Origin of the sequence: Pseudoalteromonas denitrificans DSM 6059 (assembly GCF_900112265.1) — a bacterium.
Taxonomy (GTDB): Bacteria; Pseudomonadota; Gammaproteobacteria; order Enterobacterales; family Alteromonadaceae; genus Pseudoalteromonas; species Pseudoalteromonas denitrificans.
Genome location: NZ_FOLO01000037.1, coordinates 6,648 through 27,102 on the forward strand (window position 1 = coordinate 6,648; position 20,455 = coordinate 27,102).

The following is a 20,455-nucleotide window of genomic DNA, read 5'->3' on the forward strand; positions in this document are numbered from 1 at the left end:
AACGGAACTAAACTCATTATTTACCTATCACAAGTGCACCTGAGATACGATAAAACCCCAATGGGAATATAAAACTGTTTTCAAAAAAATAACCTAGAGGCAGTAACTTTGATGATTAAAGTTACAAACAAAGATAGTATCCTTCACCTTTTATTTTTTCATCAGCTACGACACCGATAAAACCTTTTAACCGCAAAAAACTTTTAGTAGGAGCGCTATAAAACTATGCTTTCACGAAATTTATCTTGATATTAAAGCCTTTTTATTAAATAAATATGAAATAAAAATAGACTTCAATCATTTCTAACCCAGATTAGTTTTATATTCAGAAGCACATTATAACTACGTCTTTAAAAAGACCTAGAAATCACACAAATACATTTTTGTCGCTAAAAAGAAAAAACTTACGAATTGGGAACAGTATAGCCTAAGCTCTTCACTTATAGCAAGATCTCAAAAATTCAGAGCGAACTCTCATTTCCTTAAATAATAAAACTGCTAATTTATTTACATATTAATTAGCAGTTTTATATAAAGCTTTTAACTCTTAAATTAACTCAATCTAATACTTTCATCGATAAATTAAGAATGTTTGAATAAATGGTTACACCTGATCAACTTCCTTTTCTTTCAAATATTCTGCAGATTTAGATGCCATTAAAGGCTCACTATTCCGATTACATAAAAAATCAGGTCGAATATTGTGATAGCCTGTTGGAGGTGCATTACTAACTGCATTAAAAGTAATAATCAAAAAGGTTCTATTACTAGAAGATAAATTATCAGACGAACTATGTACTATCATAGGATCAAACATTAACACATCACCCGACTTTCCAGTCATATATTCTAAGCCATGCTCTTCAACCAAAACATTCACTGTTTCGGGACTGACCTGATAAGTTAAATCTTTTGACAAGGAATCAAGCCAGCTATTAGTTTCATGTGTAAGATCAGTCAATTCACCTTTTAGATGGCTTCCTGGGAGCATTTTCAACGGCCCATTTTCCATTGTCACATCATCAATAAGCAAACCAATATTAACTAATTTATGCTCTGTTATTCCATCATCTTGCTGCCAGTAAATAAAATCCTGGTGCCAAGGCCAAGCTTGACCATTTGTGTTTCGCTTAACATTTACCTTAAATTGATGCACATAGCATGGCTCTTTAAGAAAATCAAAAGCGAGATCTCTAAACCTTGGATCCGAAGATAATTCATGAAAAAAATCATCAAACAAGTGTAGTCCATGCAGCCCTCTTGCCGTTTGATTATCATGTTCCATAACGGTTCCCGGATGCTTTTGTTTACTGTAACTTGCAAGTCGATTTTTTATTATCGCCATTTCCTTTGATGAAAATACATTTTTTATCAATGAAAATCCTTGATTTTTCAGCTCTGATATTACCTTATTTTTATCCATTATATTTCCCATACCTCATCACAAGTTTCGTCATCTTCTTGTATCAGCCCTTGATTCAGAGCCACTTCGTCATCAATTAACAAACAAATATCTGAGATATTTGTTTGTTCAAATAAAGTTTTTACCGCAATATCAACTGACCATTCAGCACGGATTTCTGCAATTAATCGCATCACCAATAATGAGTGACCACCAATATCAAAAAAGTTATCTTTAATACCAACCTTTTCTCGATTAACTAATCCTTGAACAATGTCACACATGCGCTGTTCTGTATCATTTGATGGTGCAATGTAAACACCAGACAGCTGAGCATGTTCGTTAACCTCTGGCAGAGATTTTTTATTTATTTTGCCATTGGCTGTTAATGGCAGCGATTCTAATCGGATAAATGCTGAAGGTACCATATAATCAGGCAATTTAGATTTAAGCTCATCTTTTACTTTATAAATCAAATCACCATCATTTGTATTCTCTTGTGCAACTAAATAAGCAACTATCTGTTTGTGACCATAAGCATCATCTTTCACAACAACCACAGAAGAAGAAATCCCTTCTAATGCAGAAAGTTGCTGCTCAATTTCACCCAATTCAATTCGGAACCCTCTGATTTTCACTTGCTCATCTGAACGTCCTAAATATTCCAATTCACGACCAAAACGTAAGCGAGCAAGATCACCTGTTTTATAAAGACGTTGTGATTGTTCAAAAGGACTCATGATAAAACGTTCCGCTGTCAGTTGTGGTTGATTGAGATATCCTCGCGAGACACCACCGCCACCAACATAAATTTCACCTACAGCGCCTTCAGGAACAGGCCTTAAACCTTCGTCCAGCAAATATAGCGATAAATCAGATAACGCCCAGCCAATTAAGCTACCAGAACCTTCATATATATTTTCTTTAAACAGACGTTTGTAAGTCACATGGACCGTAGTTTCTGTAATACCATACATATTAATCAATTGGGGTTTAGCATCACCATGACGATCAACCCAGCCTTTTAATTCTGCTAAATTCAAAGCCTCACCACCAAAAATAACTAAACGTAACGCCAGATCAGCATCTGGTTCATCGACCATGCACAACTGAGAGAAGGCAGAAGGCGTTTGATTCAGTACTGTTACACGCTGAGAGGTTAAAAGCTGATAAAAATCTCGGCTTGAACGTGCTACCTCATGTGGTACTACAACAAGTTTACCGCCATGAGCTAATGCCCCCCAAATCTCCCAAACAGAAAAATCAAACGCATAAGAATGAAATAGGGTCCAAACATCTTTCTCATTAAAATTAAAGTCTGTTTTATTCGCATCAAAAAGGCGACAAACATTTTTGTGTTCGACCATCACACCTTTTGGCCGTCCTGTTGAACCTGAGGTGTAGATGATATAAGCCAGATCCGATGATGATTGCATCTGTATTTTAGGTAAGTTGCTGTTGGGGTAAGTATTGAGTAAATCAGACAAATCAGGTGCATCTAATTCAATCACTGTCAACGACATATCCACAAAACGTTCACTCAGAGATGACTCAGTCAACAATAATGATACCTTACTATCACTAATCATATAGTCTAATCTATCTTGTGGATAATTAGGATCAAGGGGAACATAAGCACCACCGGCTTTAAGTATCGCCAGTAAAGCAATTATCATATCAAGAGAGCGATTAACACTAAGTCCAACCAATACGTCAGAAGTCACTCCTTTATTACGTAAATGATTTGCCAATCGGTTTGCCCGAATATTTAACTCATGGTAGCTCAGCACCTCATCATTATATACCAGCGCTTCAGCGTCAGGAAAACGCTGTACCTGCAGCTCAAATAATTCATGGATCCTACCTTCATCTGAGTAATAGTCCTGCGCAGCGTTTAATTCATTTACTAGATGATGATGTTCACTCTCAGTTAACATGGGTAGCTGACCTACCTGAGTAATTTTTGCATCCACAAACCCATTAATAATGGTACCTAGATGAGTCAACATTATATTTATAATGCTTTCTCCAAAACGGCTAGCACAATAACGTAACTTCAGACCTAAAGTATCACCTGTTTCAACAACCAGCGTTAGTCCGTAATTCGTTTGTTCATCCGAGATAACGTCATCTATAATCAAATCATTTTCACTACGAGCTTCATTAGCAAGTGCTTCACCAACAGGTAGGTTCTCAAATACGATAAGCGTATCAAACAGATCTGTTCCAGCCGGAAAACCCGCCAATTGCTGGATTTCGGCAAGTGACAAGAAACCATTCTCTGTTCTATCTATTGAAGCTTGGTGCAACTCCTGTAAAAAATCATAAATTTCTTGCTCAGGCATAACATTGATACAAACCGGTAAACTGTTAATAAACAATCCGATCATTTGTTCAACACCTGGCAGTTCAGCTGGTCGGCCAGAAACAGTCTCACCAAATACAACGTTTGCTTCACCGCTGTAACGTTGTAATAAACAAGCCCATGCGCCTTGTATCACAGTATTTAAAGTCGTTTGTGTACGCTGAGCTAACCTGCGTAATTTATCAGTCAGAGCAATATCCAAAACTAACTCTTGTTCGCACGGTTTTTCATCAGCAATGCCATCAGGCGACAACTCAAGTTGCATTGGAGCTATTACATCGGCAAGCGTCTCAGTCCAGTATCGTCTTGCTGACTCATGATCTTGTTCTTGTATCCACTGAATATAACCTGAGTACGGTGGTAATGATGCAAGTTGAGCAGTTCTACCAGCCATTATTGCATAGTAACAGCTGAGTACTTCATCAAAAATCACAGGCATTGACCAACCATCAAGTAATGCATGATGATTTGTCCAGACAAATTGGTGATGCTCTGCATCATTTTTAATCAAAGCTAAGCGCATAAGTGGCGCCTGATTTATGCTGAACCCTAATTGTTTGTCTTCTTGGCGAAGTTTACTCATATGCTCAACTTGCTGTTGTTCAGATAAGTCACTCCAATCTTCAAACAAATAAGGGATAGCTACATGTGATAAAACTAATTGCTGTAATAACTTACCAGTAAAGGCTGTTCTAAATATCGCATGTCGAGCACATACTTGCTGCCAGGCAGTTTCAAACGCTTTTTCTTGCATAGGCCCTTTTATTGACATAACCAATTGTGAACAGTAAGCAGATCTATCTAATTGGCTGTGGAATAACATACCTTGTTGCATAGGTGTAGAAGGATATAAATCTTGTAATGCAGGGTAGTCATCTTGTAACTGCTCTAACTCTGCCTTGCTAACAGACGCCAACGGAAAATCACTCACAGTATAGTGTCTATTTTCATTATATTGGCAATGACTTATGATCTCATTTATTGCCTGCTCGATTAATCCAGTAAATGCCTTTATATTGTCTTCTTCATATCTCAGTCCGTTATAATGTATAGATAGCTCCAAACTATCATTTTTTACCATGCCACTAATACTAAAAGGATATTCACGTTGACGATTAAGGCTAACATCATTACCGGTAAATTCTGATGCCAGATAAAAATCACTTTGCTCACTAAAGGACTGATCTACTTGTCCCAAATAATTATATGAAAAATCACTTTTCGTATTTTTAGCTACTGCAGCTAGCTCAGGATCTTGAATCATATCCACTAACAAACCATAACCTACACCTTTGCCAGGTATTGCCCTAAGCTGTTCTTTTATATCTCTTATAATTTGTGATATGGATGCCTCTGGCTCTATTGACATGGCTACCGGATATACACTGGTAAACCAACCTAAAGTCTCACTTATATCCAGCTCATCTGACAACATTTCACGACCATGACCTTCCATGTCTATGCGTAAATTATTATTACCACTCCAAGCGTGCAAGCCAATCATAACCGCACTCAGCAACAAGTCATCGATGCGAGTATTATAAACACTATGACACTTGTTCAGCAGAGCCTGAGTTTGTTCAGCTGGAATTGTCAATGAAACTAATTTATTAGAAGTTAAACGATTATCCATTACATCTGGATAGTCAACAGGCAACGGACTGATCGGAAGCGTTAGTTGTGATAACCAATAATCTCTTTCACCACGGATAGCATCACTGGTCGCATACGTTCGCAAGAAATTAGCCCATTCTTTAAAAGATGATGTTTTATCTGATAATTTCACAGGTTGATTACCAGATAGCTGCCCAAAGCCTTGCTGTAAGTCCTCAAGCAAAATACGCCATGATACACCATCAACGACCAGGTGATGTATTACTAACAATAACCTGCATTTGTGTGGCTCATCACTGCTAAATAAAACCGCTTTAAATAATTTCCCCTCAGACAAAGATAAACTAGCTTGGATCTCCTCACTTTGTTTTGCCAGTGTTTGCTGATAGTCCAGATCATTCAAACCGCTAACATCTATTTGGGTTACAGCCTGATTGGTCAAATTACCATTGAACTGTTGATAATTAGCATTCAGCTCATCAAAAGCTAAACGTAATACGTCATGGCGTTGATACAAAGCACCAACTAATGTTGTTAGTTTTTCCAAATCTAAAGCTGCTGGTACTTGCAGTAAAATACTTTGATTATAGTGATGCTTATCAACACCTTCATCATCCAAAAACATTTTCTGAATAGGTAATAATTGCTGTACACCCTCCACTGCATCTTGTGGTGCGCTGATCTGCCCACCTGTTCCAACCTGTAATGCCAGCGCCCTTATCGTGGGATATTCGAATAATTGCCTAGCCGTGATCTTGATCCCTGCTTTATTAGCCCTAGAAACAAGTTGAATAGAAAGAATCGAATCACCACCACAAGTAAAAAAGTTATCAGTGACACCCACTCGCTCTAGGTTTAATAAATTTTGCCAGATATTACATAAAGACTGTTCAATATCATTTGACGCTGCTTCATAATCCGTTTCGGACTGAAAGCTTGGCTCAGGTAATGCCTTACGATCTATTTTATCTGCAGCGTTAAGCGGCATTTTATCCATTATAGTAAAACTTGTCGGGATCATATGCTCAGGCAGTTTAACTTTAAGTGCTTCACGCAGCTCTTGTGTTACAAGGTTTTGATCTGCTTTTGCGACACAATAGGCTGCCAACGCATTATTATCATTATGATCTTTATGTACCAGTACCGCCACATCACTCATTTCAGGCAAACTAGCCAAAGCTGCTTCAACCTCACCAAGTTCAATACGAAAACCACGTACTTTAACCTGATTATCTAGCCGTCCCATAAATTCCAAATTTCCGTCAGGTAACCAACGTCCAAGATCACCTGTACGATAAATTCGATCTCCTTGAACTAACTTGTATCCTTCATCTATAAATGGATTAGCAACAAAACTTTCGTCTGTTTTCTCGGCATTTTTCCAATAACCAGGCCCAACAGCAACGCCAGATATACACAATTCTCCAGGTACCCCCGGCGGTGTCAATCGCAACTCTTTATCTAATACATACATGGTCAAGTTAGGTAAAGGTTTTCCGATAGGAACTGAGCTAATCTCACCAGATAATGGCTCACGCATGATATACCAAGTTATATCATCAGATGCCTCTGTAGGGCCATAGCCATTCATGATAGGAATATTAGGGTACAGATCCAGCCAGGTATTGATCAAGGATACAGGGGCCGCTTCAGCTATGGTCATCATCCATTTTAAATCAAGCAAGGCTCGCGATTCATCATCCAATGACTGTAAATAAGTCACTAATACTTGCAATACCACAGGCGCTGCCTGCATAAGATGAACTTTATGCTGCTGCAATAAACCTACCAAGCCAGGAATATCCAACATATCATCTAAAATAACTGTTTTACCACCACACACTACCGGAGCCAAAAATTGCCAAACTGAAACATCTGATGATGATGCTGCACTTTGCAGGAAGTTATGAGGCTCCAACTCTCTCTGTGAAGACATGAAACCTAAGACATCAAATTCTGCGTCTATATGATTCATAGCACCACTATGATGCACCAAGGCTCCTTTAGGTGTCCCGGTAGAGCCTGAAGTATACAACATATAAGCAAAGTCATTACCATCAGACTGAAAGCCAGGATTATCAAAACGATAGTTCGCCAGATCTTCAGAAATTAAATCCAGACAGCATACAGTACGTTCATTGTCATCATTGAAATCCTCTACATGTGCACTTTCAGTCAGAATGACAGAAATTTCTGAATCAGCCAACATAGCGTCAATACGCTGCTTAGGATTATTAGGATCTAGCGGCACATAAGCCCCTCCGGCTTTCATAATCGCCAGTATCGCTATCAAGAACCTTGGAGATCTGCGAGCGTAAATACCCACAAGAGAATTACGCTCAATACCTTTTTCAATCAGATAATGCGCCAATTTATTCGACTGGCAGTTTAATTGATCATAGGTTAACTCCTGATCATGATGAACAACCGCAATATGATCAGGTCTACGTACAACTTGCTCTTCAAATCTATGGTGTATACAAGGTGAACCCGCATATTCGACAATAGGACTATTGAAATCAGACAATAATAATGACTTTTCTTGGGTCGTTAATAAAGGAAGTTGATGAACCTGATGACAATCAACATCAGCTAATCCTTCAATAATAACTCCTAAATGAGATATCAAACGTTCAATAATTTCTTTTGGATAATTTTGTGCTAAATACTCTAAACGCAGCGACAATTTTTCACCTGGCGTAACACACAGTGTTAAGTCATAATTAGTTTGTTCATCGGCTACCACTTGTGCGACATTTAGCAAACTATTAGATTCGGCTTCATTCTTGCTGTCTGCAGAGTTATTTTCAAAAACAATTAAAGTAGAGAATAACGCAGAACCACTGGCTACCCCACTGAGCTCCTGAATTTCTCCTAATGGATGGAAACCGTATTCATGGCGCTCCACACTCGTTTTGTGCAGACTCTGTAACCAGTTTTCTATGTTAAGGTCTTGTTCAAAGTTCACCACAACAGGTAGGCTATTAATAAACAATCCTATAATATCTTCAACTCCCGGCAAAGTTGCTGGACGTCCAGATATGGTTTCACCAAAAACAACCCTATTTTCACCACTATAACGGTGTAATAAATAAGCCCATGCACCTTGGATCACAGTACTTAAAGTGGTATTTGTACGTCGAACTAACTGCTCTAATTGAGCCAATTTCAACCCACTAAATGTCAAACTTTCTACCTGAGGTCCACTTAGTTCAGGGTCTACCGGTAGGTTTTCGATACCCATACGTGTTGATGATTCAATTGAACTCAACATATTTTGCCAGTAATCTTTTGCTGCTTGATGATCTTGTTCTTGCAACCAAGTAATATAATCACGATATTTTTTTGGTGCAGGCAGATTAACGTCACTCCCAAGTATACGACTGTGATAAGCTTGGATCACTTCATTAAAAATCAAAGGAGAAGACCAGCCATCGCTTAACGCATGGTGGTGACTCCAAAGTAACTGATAACGCCCATTGCCCAGTGTCCATAAACGAATTCGCATTAATGGCGCATTGATCAAAGAAAAGCCATCCTGCTTATCATCTTGTCGGTATGATTCAATCGTATTTAATTGTTCGGCTTCATCAAGATGACTGAGATCACTGTGCGACCAAGGCAGTTCGGCACAAGGCAGAACCAACTGTTGCATAGCACCGTTATCTTCACCGACAAAAATAGTACGGAAAATATCATGACGATTTACCACACTTTGCCAAGCTTCTTTTAATATAACTTGGTCCAAATCTGCTTCCAGAGTCAACTGTAACTGCGAAACATAAGCACTGGTGTCAAGCAAACTATGAAAGATTAAACCTTGTTGCATTGCGGTCGCAGGATAAATGTCTATGATGTTGTAATTTTTCTGCCATAAAGATAATTGTGTTTGAGTCAGCTCAGACAAAGGAAAATCTGACGGTGTCAGACGGGCAGAATCAGGTTCAAGACAATGATTAATCACTGTATGCAAAGCATCTTTAATATGCTGCGATAGTGACAATATGGAATCAGCTTTATGTTTATTCACATCATATTGTAGCGTAAATGTCAGTGCACCATTATTAACCATGCCACTGAGGTTAAGTTCATATGCAGGACGACGGTTAGGACTTATCATATTACCTGATGCTTCACTAGCCTGACTGAAGACATTATCATCCTGTAGTTGCTGATCAAACTGTCCAAGGTAATTAAAACAAATCTGAGACTTAGGGGCTTGACGTAAAATTTCATCCTGTTGTAATTCGCTCAACAAACCATAGCCAATCCCATTTCCTGGTATGGCTCGACATTGTTCTTTAACTGTACAAATCAGATCTGAGATACAGGTTTCATCTGTTCCAATAATTAACGGGAAAACACTGGTAAACCACCCTACAGTCTGACTAAGATCTAAATCCGCAGACAAATCTTCGCGACCATGACCTTCAAGGTCAATACGAATGCGCTCATTCTCACACCATTGACGTACTCCAAGAAATAGTGCCGATAATAATAATTCGTTAATACGAGTTTTATACGCTAAGCCAGCCTTTTGTAAAAGATCAGTCGTTTTACTTTTTTCTAGAGAAAATTGAACCTGCTCTACAAGTGATCCAGCAATGCCTTCAGACGCAACAACATCTGATGGCAAGAGTGGAATTTTTTCCGTTACAGTATCATACCAATACTCTCGTTCAGCCTCTAACGCACTACCAGCAGCATAGTCCGATAAGAACTGAGCCCATTTCTGATACGATGATGTTTTAGCTATATTTTTATACTCTTGTGAACCACCTGCAACTAAATGCTTGCACATCCGCTCAGCATCTTCGAGCAGAATTCGCCACGATACCCCATCCACGACTAAGTGATGGAAAACCAGTAACAAACGTCTTTCACCATTATCGAGCGTAAATAATACAGCTTTAAATAAAAGCCCTTTCTCTAATGATAAACTACTTTGAACTTCATTAGCCTTATCGTTCAATTCACTAAAATCAGTTCCTGCTAAGCGAATTATTTCAAGGCTTTGTTCAACCATTATTTGAGAAAAATCACGATAATTTGCTTGCCACTTTTTGTTCTTATAACTAAAAGCGAGACGTAATACATCATGACGTTGATATAGGTTAGTCACTATCTGAGTTAACCACGAAGCATCAAAATCTGCATTTATATTTATTAAAAGTGACTGATTATAATAATGCTTATCTACTTGCTCATTGTTTAAAAAAGCAGCTTGGATCGGTAGCAATAACTGAGATCCTGACACCTCGTGATATTTTTCCTTAACCTCGGTTTTAGGTTCAGGCAAATGTTTTGCCAATTCACTAATAGTCTGGTGAGCAAGTAAGTGTTTAGGTTTTATTTTTAAGCCTAACTTTACCGCACGAGATACCATCATAATAGATAAAATAGAGTCTCCACCTAAAGCAAAAAAGTTGGCATTGATACTCAATGTATCTGGATTTAAGTTCAATACTTGAGCCCAGATAGAAACTAAAGTTTTTTCTGTTTCACTTTGTGCTGCAACATAATCATTTTCTGCTGACGTGTGATCCGGTGACGGTAACGCTTTTTTATCAATTTTGCCATTACCTAACATAGGCCAATCATCCATGATCACAAAATGATCTGGGATCATATATTCAGGTAATGTTTTACTGATCCGGGATGTAAGTGTTTGTATTAAATCAGCAGGCGTATTGTCATCTTTAGTGATCAAATATGCGACTATCTTTTTTTGTTCTGGCTCATCTTCTCTAACTAATATTACAACGGATCTAACTTCAGGTTCTTGAGATAATAAATGCTCAATTTCGCCCGGCTCAATACGGTAACCACGTATCTTGACTTGATCATCCACCCGTCCGATAAATATCAGCTGACCGTCAGGGTTATAGCGCATCAAATCACCCGTTTTATATAGTCGATCCGCACCATTATTAAATGGATTTTTGATAAAGCGTTCCGCAGTTAAAGCTTCATGGTTCAAATAACCCCGAGCAATGCTTTTTCCTGCGATGTATAATTCTCCACTTGTTCCTAAAGGAACAGGTTGACCATAATTATTAACCAGATAACTACTACTGTTCTGTAAAGGCCGTCCAACAGGTAAGGCTTCAGTGCCTGGATGATCTGTTATTTCATAAGTCAGACAACCAATTGTTGCTTCACTAGGTCCATAATGATTGATCACTTTACAACCTTGACTGCTCAGCGCAACAAGCTTATCTAGCACCTCTCCCGTACTAGGTTCACCACCAACAAATACCCAACGGCCAGGGAAATTCGTTTGCAAATACTCAGAGCTAAATAAAGCATTAAAATGACTCGGTGTCATTTTAAATACATCAACAGGGTAAGCTAACAAACGTTGAGAAAAACCGTGTGCATCTTTGATAATATCTTCATCAAACAGGTGGATTTCTCCGCCTGAAATCAAACTGAGATAAAGCGCTGTATTACCAAGATCCGTCGCTACTGTCGTTAAAACACCATAACTCAGCTCTTGTGGTATTTCATAACGTTTCAAAATACCAGCAAGGTAATTATTCAAATTGCCATGCTCAACCAGTACACCTTTTGGTTGACCTGTAGAGCCTGAAGTATAGATAACGTACGCAAGTGCTGATGCACTGAAGTTATCAACACACTTAAGGTTCTCATTTGGCAATTCATCTAACTCGGGCATATTATCCAATTCAATACAAGATATTGATGATGGTATATTAAACCCTTCTCCACTTAACGCAGTCTCAGTAACAAGCCATTTTATTGATGAATCCTTCATCATGAAGCTTAATCGTTCTTGAGGATAGTTTGGATCTAGCGGAACATATGCACCGCCAGCTTTAAGAATTCCCAGCAACCCGACAATCAGATCAGAGCTGCGCTTCATATAAAGACCAACCAAAGAATCAGCTGTTACACCATGTTCTCGTAAATAAAACGCCAACTGATTTGCTCGTTGATTTAATACACGATAACTCATCGTGTCAGCACCACAGTTAACAGCGACTTTCTCAGGGATCCGAGCAGCATGCTGTTCAAATAATTCATGTACGCATAATTGTGTAACAGGCTCCTGACAATCATAACTTAGAGCATTAAGTTCATTCTTTTCTTGTTGTGTCAAAATTGGATATGACTGAATCAGTGCCTGAGGGTTAGCAACGATATCACCTAATAAGGCAATAAATTGGTCACTGAGCTTCTGAATTTTTTCAACACTAAACAAGTCAGATTTATAAGCCAAATCAAACTCCAGACCTTCGTCTGTCTCTGTAGCATATAAAATAATTTCGAAACGGATTGCCAACTGTTCAGATACTACAGGCGTCATAGACAGATCATTAAACTTAATGATTTCTTGCTCATCTGTATCTTTCATACTGAGCATAATTTGAAATAACGGTGAATAACTTGCATTACGTTCAGGTTTCAAAGTTTCAACCACATGCTCAAATGAGACATCCTGATTAGCTTGCGCGCCTAAGTTTACCTGTTTAATATGTGCTAAGAAGTCTGTAAATTTTGGATTGTCAGAGCAATTCGCACGTAAAACCAGCGTATTAACAAAAAAACCAATCAAAGGCTCAAGTTCTTTTTTTCTTCGATTTGCCACAGGGGTACCAATCACAATATCGTCTTGATTCCCATTACGAGATAATAAAAGAGAAAAAGCGGCATGCAATACCATAAATATTGTTGCTTTGTTATCTAGCGCCAGCTTTTTAATTTGATCAGAAAGTGTTTTATCAGCGCTAAATCCGTGATGTGTTCCCGCAAAAGTCTGTTGCTTAGGTCGTTTTTTAGCTAAAGGCAATGCATGAACATCAGGAAGTTCAGCCAATTGTTTACGCCAGTAATTCAATTGTTGTTCCAATACCTCGCCCACCAACCACTCACGTTGCCATGATGCATAATCAGCATACTGAATTGGTAAGTCCGCTAAAGGTGTAGGTTGATCAGTAATAATTGCTTCATAATGCTGCATAAACTCCTGGATCATGATACCTGTAGACCAATGATCAGATGCAATATGATGCATATTATAGAGTAAAACCCCTTTTTCATCTGACAGACGTAGAAAAGATACCCGCAACATCAAGTCTTTTCTTAAATTAAAGGGAGTTTTAGCATCAAATTCAATGGCATCAGCTACCGACTTTTCTTGTTCAATCGCATTGAGTGAACTCAAATCAACATTGTGTATCTTAAACTCAAAATCTTCAGAAATAACCTGATGAGCATTGACAGCATCACCCGTAAAAATGGTTCTAAGCGGTTCATGACGGCGAATAATACGTGAAAATGCCTGCTCAGCAACCTTCTCACAAAAGCCTTCACTCACCTCCAAAGCACCTGAGATATTATAATGTGCACTATTTTCTTCAATCTGATCAGTTAGCCACAAACGTTGCTGAGCAAAAGAAAGCGGTAACGACTGACTGCGATCCGCTTGTTCTATATTATTATTTTCTGATCCACTTGATTGAAAGTATGCTAAAAGCTCGTCTTTACACTCTTTTAATCCATTCATCAAAGTGTCAGTCATAGCCCCTTTAGGCGCATCTATTTTTAGTTTGCCATCTTCAGCATATAAACGAATATTTTTATTATGCAGTGCGGCTAGTAAGTTAAACATTTTCATAATTCAAATACTTCTCTTTCCTGAACATCTTCAGTTATATCTAAGTTAGGTAATAAAATATCAATTTGGATTGACATCATCTGCAAATTATCGGTCTCGAATATGGCTTTAACTGGTAATTCCACATCAAAAATATCTCTAACACAGGCTTGTAAGCGGATAGACAAAAGTGAGTGCCCTCCTAGCCTAAAAAAGTTATCCAAAGTACTGATTTCATTCGTAGCTAAGTTTAATAGTTGGGCCCATATTTTTACCAAAGCCTGCTCAGTATTTGTTTTTGGTTCATGATATTCAACCGATGATAATTCAGCTTTAGGCTCTGGCAGCGCTTTTCGATCAACTTTGCCATTTGCAGTTAAAGGAATCTCATCTATCAATACAAAAAATGAAGGGATCATATAATCGGGTAATTGCTTTTGTAATTGCTGACGTAATAAAATTATTAACTCAGCCTCCTGCTCTTTGGTCTTAGATTTAAATTCAGAACTCGGTACGACATAAGCAACTAATTTTTGATCCGATAATTGACCATGAGGCAATACCACAGTAGAACGTACTTGCTCCAGAGACGTCAGCTTATGCTCCGTTTCACCCGGCTCAATACGTAGCCCTCTAATTTTCACTTGAAAATCATTGCGACCTAGATATTCAATAGCGCCATCAGTTCGCCAACAAGCCAGGTCTCCAGTCTTATATAATCGATCAGCCGAATCACTTGAATAAATATCATTGATAAATCGCTCTTCGGTCAACAATTGATTGTTTAAATATCCTCGTGCAACACCTACGCCCCCGATGAAAATCTCACCAGCGACACCCACAGGTACAGGCTGTAGATGGTCATCCAAAATATAAATTTGAGTATTTGCGATAGGATATCCTATTGGTACTTGTCGATCTGATTCCGAGCAGGTCCAAGCAGTCACATCTATACTCGCTTCTGTCGGGCCATATAAATTATGAAGCTGAGCATGAGGCCATAAAGCTTTCGTCTGAATTGCTACATTCAAAGGTAGTGCTTCGCCACTACAAATCACGCGTTTTAATGATTTACAATCAGGCTGTTGCACCAAAAATGCTTCCAGCATAGAAGGAACAAAATGTAATGTCGAGACCTGCTGTTCATCTATCAACTGCGCCAAATACACAGGGTCTTTATGACCATTAGGGCGGGCTAACACCAACTTTGAACCATAACTTAAAGGCCAGAAAAATTCCCATACAGATACATCAAAACTAAATGGCGTTTTTTGCAGTACTGTTTCATCATTATCTAGTTGATAAGCTTGTTGCATCCATTCAATGCGGTTCACCAGACTCCTATGTTCAATCATCACTCCTTTGGGTAAACCTGTAGAACCAGATGTATATATCACATAAGCTAAATTAGAATTATTTAATTTCAATTCATGCGTATTCAAATTATTTTCTTGTAAATGACCCCAAATCGAGCTTTCCCATGGCATTTCATCTAATACAAATACAGGACAGGTATGCAAGTCCATCAATCCTTCAACTGCATCACATAATGCCATTTGAGTCAGACATACTTTAGGTGTACTGTCTTTCATCATATGTATTAATCGATCAACAGGATAACCTGGATCCATAGGAACATAGGCAGCACCAGCCTTAACTGTTGCCAATATGCTAACGACCATATCTAAGCTTCGCTCCAAACATAAAGCCACTCTATCATCAGGCTTCACTCCCTGATTAATCAAATGACGAGCCAACTGATTGGCTCTATTATTGAGTTGAGCATAAGTCAAAGTAAGTCCTTCAAATTCAGCGGCAATGGCCTGTGGATTTTTCTGGACTTGCTGTTCAAACAGTTCATGGATCAGTATATCTTGCGAATAGGGTGTATTTGTCTCATTGAATGTATTAATAACTTGACTACGTTCAGCAGAGCTAAGTAAGGGGATTTCATCGATCTTCTGCGCATCATCCATGGCCATTTCGCGCAACATGGTTTTTAAATAACACCAATGACGTTTTATCGTCTTTTCATCAAACAATGCTGTTGCATAATTCAAACTTCCTACAATTTTTTCTCCTGTTTCCTGTAGGTCTAAAGACAAATCAAACTGAGAAACAGATTTACGGATCACGAGTTCTTCAAGAGTCAAATCACCAAGGTTCAAATTATGTTCAGGTGTATTTTGCCAGCTGAACATCAACTGAAAGATAGGACTATGCGCCATTGAACGGACTGGATTGACTTTTTCTACCACTTGCTCAAAGGTGATGTCTTGATTATTTTGTGCCGCTAAAGCAGTGTCTTTTACTTGAAGTAATAATTCACTGACCGTAGGCTTATTAGTGAAGTTAACCTTTAATGCCTGAGTATTAACAAAAAAACCTATTAGCGGTTCCAATTCCACTCGGGCTCTATTTGCATTTGGAGACCCTATTACGACATCATCTTGAGATGCTAACCGATTTACCACAGCGGCCCACCCTGCCAGTAAGGTCATATATAAGGTGGCACCATGTTTTTGACTCAAAGTTTTAAGTTTACGGCTTAAATCCGCATCAAGAGAAATACTAATGCTATCACCATTATTCTCTTGAATTTCAGTACGTATTCTATCTGTTGGTAAATTAACCAAATCAGGCACGTCTGAGAGTTGGTTCACCCAGTAGTCCTGTTGTTTCTGTAATATAGGACCTTCCAAAAGTGAAGATTGCCACTGAGCAAAATCTGCATATTGTATTGAGAGAGGAGGCAGAGGATCAGCCAGATCTTGGCTAAATGCAGCATATAGAAGTGACAACTCTTTGGTTAAAATACCTATAGACCAACCATCTGAAATAATATGATGCATTGTTATCAACAATATATGTTCATCCTGCTTTAGAGTCAAAAGCCTTCCTCGGATCAAAGGGCCTGTGTCCAAATAAAAGGGCTCTGCGGCTTCTTGAGCACATGCAAACTCATATTCCATTTGAGATGCATTTGTTAAATCTTGATATTGTAAAAAGAAACTTGATGATGGTTCAACAACTTGTTGAGGTTGTCCATTCACCGTAATAAAGTGTGTACGCAATATTTCATGACGTTCAACAATACGATTTAATGCAGCTTCTAAAGCAACCTGATTTAATTGCCCTGTCAAACGTAAACCACCTGGCATGTGATAAGCTGAACTTGCTTGTTTATCCATTTGCTCAATAAACCATAAACGCTGCTGCGCATAGGATAAAGGCAAAGGTTCAGATCTATCTGCAAGACAAATCTCAGTCACTTCCTTATGGCCAAGCTTTTTAATTTCTATGACTAAGTCTGACAAAACAGGGTAATTAAATAAAGTATTAATCGACAACTCAATGCCCTGATGCTGACGTAATAGTGAAATTAATTGCACAGCTAAAAGTGAATGCCCACCTAATTCAAAAAAACTATCCAAACGCCCTACTTTTTTAACACCAAGCAATTTAGACCAATATTGAGCTAAATTTTCTTCAAGATCCCCTTTAGGCGCTTCATAGATTTTTTGTATATGGGATTCTCCTTCGGGAATAGGAAGCGCTTTTCTATCCAACTTACCATTTGCGGTAAGAGGAAGAAATGCCATGTGAACATATATTGCGGGAACCATATGTGCAGGTAGATTAACGCTTAAATCTTCTCGTATTTTTTCAGGCTCCGGTTTATTATCCGATTGTTCTGCCACAATATAAGCGACCAGTTGCTTATCACCTGACACATCATCACGAGCAAGAACCACTGACTCACGTATACCATCTATATCACATAGTTGTGCCTCTATCTCCCCCAATTCAATTCGAAACCCTCTGATTTTCACTTGAAAATCATTGCGGCCCAAATATTCAATCGCACCATCACAGTTCCAACGTGCCAAATCACCTGTTTTATACAACCGGGCGCCCTGAACTTCAGAAAATGGGTCTGCTATGAATTTTTCTTCGGTCAATTCAGCTTTATTTAAATACCCTCTGGCAACACCGACTCCCCCGATATGAATTTCACCAGTTACCCCAACTGGCACAGGTTGTAAATTATCATCCAAAATATATATTTGAGTATTCGCTATTGGATAACCTATTGGGATTTGATTATCAGTTACCGAACAACGCCAAGCAGTAACATCAATACAAGCTTCCGTTGGACCATATAAATTATAGAGCTCTGAATGTGGCCATAATTTTTTAGCTTGAACCGCTAAATTCAAAGGTAAAGCTTCACCACTACAAATCACACGTTTAAAAGTTTTACACTCAGGTTGTTCAACCAAAAATGCTTGCAGCATAGAGGGCACAAAATGCAATGTTGATATATTTTGTTCTCTAATCAATTGCGCTAGGTAAAGAGGATCTTTATGACCATCAGGACGAGCGAGTACCAATTTCGCACCACATGTTAAAGGCCAAAAAAACTCCCAAACTGATACATCAAAACTAAAAGGCGTTTTTTGTAAAACAGCTTCATTGTTATCCAAATTATAAGCTTGTTGCATCCACTCTATTCGATTAACTAAGCTTTCGTGTTCAACCATTACTCCTTTAGGTAATCCCGTAGAACCTGAGGTATAAATGACATAAGCTAAGTTAAAGCTTTTCAACCCGATATCTTGACGATTTATATTATCTGTAGAATATTCATTAAATTTTGATTGCTGCCAAGGGACTTCATCTAAGAACACCACTGAAGTGCCATCTGAGGCATTTAAATGCTGAGCCAATGCTGTTTGAGTTAATAAGACAACAGGATTACTATCTTTCATCATATGTGCCATACGATCTTTTGGATAGTCCGGATCTATAGGTACATAAGCACCACCCGCTTTAATTGTTGCAAGTATCGAGACAACCATTTCTAGGCTGCGTTGCATACATAACGCTACTCTAGTATCTGGTTTCACTCCTAATTCAAGTAAGTGATACGCTAATTGATTTGCTCGTTCATTCAACTGAGAATAAGTTAACGTCTCGTTTTCAAATACCAGAGCCTGTTCATTGGCTCTTTGTTCAACCTGATATTCAAACTGTTCGTGGATCAACGTATTTTCAGAATACGTCGCCCGAGTATCATTAAAATTCTGAACGACTTTTCTTCGTTCATTTTCATCCATTAAGGTCATTTCAGATACTAAAACTTGGGGGTGATCTATGGTCTGTAAAATCAACCTTTCAATGCGCTGTTGATGTAACCTCATATCAGCATCACTGAAAAAGTTTAAATCGAAATTAAACTCAGCTAATACATCAGCATTTTCTTCAAGACTTCGAATGTAAATTCCCATAGGTTGAGACTCATAACCATTATGTAAAGGCCTCATGGATGAAGACATATCATCAAAACCTAAATCTGAGGAGAAATCTTCAACAGATAAAGCAATATCATACAATCTAAGCCTATCATCCGGACCAGATCGTACCTGTCGAATAATTTCAGACATTGGAAAACGTTGATGCCGATAGACACGCTTTAGCTCATTGCTAAGCGAAATCATAGTTTCTTGAAAAGTATTTGAGGAAGAAATCGGAATCGCAACTGGAATGACAGAAGAAAACATGCCAAAAGTTTTCTTCTGCTCTGCATTACTACGATTATAAACTGGCATTCCAAATACAATTTCTTCTCTGTTATTATTTATTTTTGAGAAATAAACAGCCATAATCACCGAAAAAAAATGTGATGTCGAACAGCCTATTGCAGTTGAAAGTTCTGATATCTGAGTAAAAATACTGCGATTAATACCCCAAATTAATTGTCCGAATGCTTGATTATCGTAAGTATTTTTAGTTTTTAAAAGTAAAGGTTCTGGTAGTTTTTGAAAACGTTCTAACCAAAACGCCTTATCTTTTTCAAATTTATTAGATGATAGATAACTCTGGTCTTTTTGTATAAAATTAAGGTAACTAGGCACCTTTTCATCATTTTCATACAATACACCTTCTGTTCCTAAGCGGTTATAAATCTCAGGAATAGCACTCCCCACTAACCCTATAGTAAAACCATCCGCAATTAAATGATGACAACAAACAAACCAATATCCTTCATTTTCACTCGTTTTCAACCATTCCATAGTCCACAATCGACTATTATAAAGTGAAAATGGTTGGCTAAATTTTTCATCTATATAAGCCAAAGCGCGATCTTTTGCATCAGGAAACTCTGAAAAATCAACTTCCGTTAGCTGAAATTCCATTTCTTCTTGAAACAACTGCTGTGCAGATGCTGGGGTTTCTATCATTGTTAAACGAAAAACATCACTTTGAGACACCATATGTTTAATTGCGATGTTTAAGCGCTCTAAATCTACCTTTCCTTTTAGCAACACCACACCGCCAATATTGTAACAAGGGAGATCGGGTGTAAAGATTTGATCAAGCCACACCACTTCTTGCGTTGAGCTAAGAGGGTAGGTTTTGCTGTTGTTCATTTTTAATTCCTTAAACTTCA

Annotated in this window: 3 protein-coding genes; all 3 read right to left on the minus strand. The window is 38.2% G+C overall.

Annotated features, from left to right (window positions below; genetic code table 11):
* Positions 1-604 precede the first annotated feature (604 nt).
* Genes BM088_RS18300 through BM088_RS18310 form a run of 3 tightly spaced genes read right to left on the minus strand, consistent with a single transcriptional unit; the run spans position 605 to position 20,435 of the window.
* A complete protein-coding gene (locus BM088_RS18300) occupies positions 605-1,423 on the minus strand; it encodes a phytanoyl-CoA dioxygenase family protein (RefSeq protein ID WP_177208098.1) in 819 nt (272 codons plus the stop codon).
* Positions 1,423-14,022 (minus strand): non-ribosomal peptide synthetase, encoded by a 12,600-nt coding sequence (locus BM088_RS18305; protein WP_091987984.1) that lies wholly within the window; start codon positions 14,020-14,022, stop codon positions 1,423-1,425. The genes BM088_RS18300 and BM088_RS18305 overlap by 1 nt, the downstream gene beginning before the upstream one ends.
* Positions 14,019-20,435 carry a non-ribosomal peptide synthetase gene (locus BM088_RS18310; protein ID WP_177208099.1) on the minus strand — a complete coding sequence of 2,139 codons (6,417 nt, stop codon included), beginning with the start codon at positions 20,433-20,435 and terminating at the stop codon, positions 14,019-14,021. Before BM088_RS18310 ends, BM088_RS18305 begins: the two co-directional genes overlap by 4 nt.
* Positions 20,436-20,455: the final 20 nt, after the last annotated feature.